3 protein-coding genes are annotated in these 2568 nt (G+C 61.9%); all 3 read left to right on the top strand.

The window, feature by feature from the left end; genetic code table 11:
* The first annotated feature begins 130 nt into the window (after window positions 1-130).
* From DC366_RS19340 to DC366_RS19765, 3 genes are read left to right on the top strand one after another with little or no spacing between them, the layout of a single operon-like run.
* Window positions 131-1018, top strand: coding sequence for a tyrosine-type recombinase/integrase (locus DC366_RS19340; RefSeq protein WP_039965707.1), 888 nt, complete (start codon window positions 131-133; stop codon window positions 1016-1018).
* Window positions 1019-1030: 12 nt separating this feature from the next.
* Entirely contained in the window at window positions 1031-2230 is a 1200-nt protein-coding gene (locus tag DC366_RS19335; protein WP_108693775.1) for an IS91 family transposase, read from the top strand.
* Window positions 2227-2460 carry a hypothetical protein gene (locus DC366_RS19765; protein ID WP_133176259.1) on the top strand — a complete coding sequence of 78 codons (234 nt, stop codon included), beginning with the start codon at window positions 2227-2229 and terminating at the stop codon, window positions 2458-2460. Before DC366_RS19335 ends, DC366_RS19765 begins: the two co-directional genes overlap by 4 nt.
* Window positions 2461-2568: the final 108 nt, after the last annotated feature.

Raw genomic sequence — 2568 nt, 5'->3', positions numbered from 1 at the left:
GGACTAAGCCGCTCCGCGGCAATGGCGCTTGCGGCTGATGGATTGAGCCCTCCGTAACAGCGCGCATTTTGCGATCTGACTGACTTGTCTGACGATTGGGGCCTTCTCAATCAACCGACAGGAGGTTCCCATGACAGAGGAGAGAGTAACCCCGCTGCGCCAGCGGATGATCGATGACATGCGCATCCGTGGGATGGGCGAGAAGGCGCAGAAGTCCCACATCCGGGCGATCAAGGACTTCGCGGCCTTTCTTGGGCGGCCACCCGACACGGCGACACCGGAAGATCTGCGCGCGTATCAGCTGCACATGACAGACAGCGGGGTGACCCCGTCGACGTTCAACGTGCGGATCGTGGCGCTGCGGTTCTTCTTCAGCATGACCTGCGGGCGGGAGGAGATGAAGCGCTACATGCAATTCCGCACCGAACCGCGCAAGCTGCCCGTGGTTTTCAGCGTCGAGGAGGTGTCCGACATCCTGATGGCAGCACCCGGACCGGGGCTGAAGTATCGGGCCGCGCTCAGCATCTCTTACGGCGCAGGACTTCGGGCGTCCGAGGTCTGCAACCTCAAGATCAGCGATATCGACAGCGACCGGATGCTGATCCATGTCGAGTTGGGCAAGGGTCAGAAGGACCGTAAGGTGATGCTGTCACCCGGCTTGCTGGAGTTGCTAAGGGCCTGGTGGCGCGAGGCACGTCCCGAAGGCTGGCTGTTTCCCGGCAAGCCGAAGATCAACCCGATTTCGCCGCGTCAGTTAAGCCGCGCTTTCACCTCAGCCAAGCATATGGCAGGGGTCAAGAAGCCGGCGACATTGCACACGTTGCGACACAGTTTTGCCACCCACCTTTTGGAGGCAAACACCGACGTGCGGGTTATTCAGGTGCTGCTCGGCCACGCCAAGCTGACGACCACTGCGCGATACACTCATGTGGCCACCAAGACGATCCGCGACACTGTCAGCCCCTACGAGATGCTGGCCAAATTGCAGGATCAGACGGTGAAGCGAAGTCTGGAGTGACCGGGCGCCGGGGTGCCCCGGACCGAACTGGAGATTGCTGATATCTTCCGCACCCATGGTCCTGCGTGGCGGCTGGCCAATGCGGGGCATGTCAGCCTCTCCCAGTTGAAGGTGATGTCGTCGATCGAGGCCTGCCGGACTGAGGCTCTTGGCGGGCATGTGGCTGGCTGTGCCACATGCGGCCACCATCACATCGCTTATAACTCCTGCAAGAACCGGCACTGCCCGAAGTGCCAGGGACCGGCCGCGCGCGACTGGATGGAGGCACGGGCCGAAGATCTGCTGCCCGTGGAATATTTCCACGTCGTCTTCACCCTGCCAGCTGAGATCGCGCAGATCGCCTATTGGAACAAGAAGGCGATCTATGGCTTGCTGTTCAAGGCGTCGGCCAAGACCGTCATGAACATCGCGGCCGACCGCAAGCGCATGGGCGTGCGAGTGGGCATGACCAGCGTGCTGCACACATGGGGATCGGCACTGACCCATCATCCGCATATCCATATGATCGTCCCCGGCGGCGGCCTGTCGCCGGACGGCACCAAATGGGTCGCCAGCAAGCCTGGGTTCTTCTTGCATGTGCGCGTGCTGTCGCGCCTGTTCCGCCGCCTCTTTCTGGACGGGCTCGTGGCGCTGCACCAAGCCGGAGACTTGGCTTTCTATGGGGACTTGGAGCGACTGGCGCAGACGGACGCCTTCACCACCTGGCTCACCCCTTTCCGCAAATCCGAATGGGTGGTCTATTCCAAGCCGCCCTTTGGCGGCCCCGAGGCCGTGCTTGCCTACCTGAGCCGCTATACTCACCGCGTCGCCATCTCAAACCATCGCTTGGTCAGCGCTGATGCCGACACCGTCGCCTTCCGTTGGAAAGACTACCGCGTCAAGAATGGAGACCGCCAGAAGATCATGCGCTTAGCCACGCCTGAGTTCATCCGACGCTTTTTGATCCACGTCCTTCCTGACGGGTTCCACCGGATCCGCCACTACGGCCTGCTGGCCAGCAGCGCTCGCAAAGCCAATCTCACCAAAATCCGCAAACTGCTCTGCGTCCAGCCACCAGATCAGGCAGATGTCCAAGTCGCTGAGCCAGACGTCACCCCGCTCAGGCTGCGTGAACCATGCCCATGCTGCGGGGGACCCATGCGCATCATCGAGATCTTTCGTCGCGGGCAGAAACCGACGTCACGCGCGCCACCACGGGAGCAGGCCGCATGACCGACCGCTTGTCACAGATCATCAACCCACGCTGGCTGCTCCATGCAGAACCGGACCAAGCCACCTGCGCCGATCAGGTATCAGCAGGTTCCCAAACCACAAATCCACCCAGCCCGGCGGGCAGCGCTTGGCGACTGGGCTGGGAAGCCCGCATCTGCAGCCTCGTGCAAAAGGCCAAACGGCCCGCTGAAACAGCCGTCGTCTCGATCGTCAGCGAACTTTACCCATAGCATCACCAAGACCCTCGCGGCTTCGACCTTGGGAGGTTTTCCAACGCGGGTCGTCCGCCCGCCAAGACGCGAACCTCACGCCGCGACCCGCTTCAGAAAACCTTCACC

The organism is Pelagivirga sediminicola, from assembly GCF_003072125.1.
In the GTDB taxonomy this organism is placed as follows: Bacteria; Pseudomonadota; Alphaproteobacteria; order Rhodobacterales; family Rhodobacteraceae; genus Roseovarius; species Roseovarius sediminicola.
This window is presented reverse-complemented; position numbering and strand designations above follow the sequence as displayed.

Bases quoted from the DNA above. Each gene is read 5' to 3' on its own strand.
- DC366_RS19340 (WP_039965707.1), top strand. From the start codon at position 131: ATGACAGAGGAGAGAGTAACCCCGCTGCGCCAGCGGATGATCGATGAC.
- DC366_RS19765 (WP_133176259.1), top strand. From the start codon at position 2,227: ATGACCGACCGCTTGTCACAGATCATCAACCCACGCTGGCTGCTCCAT.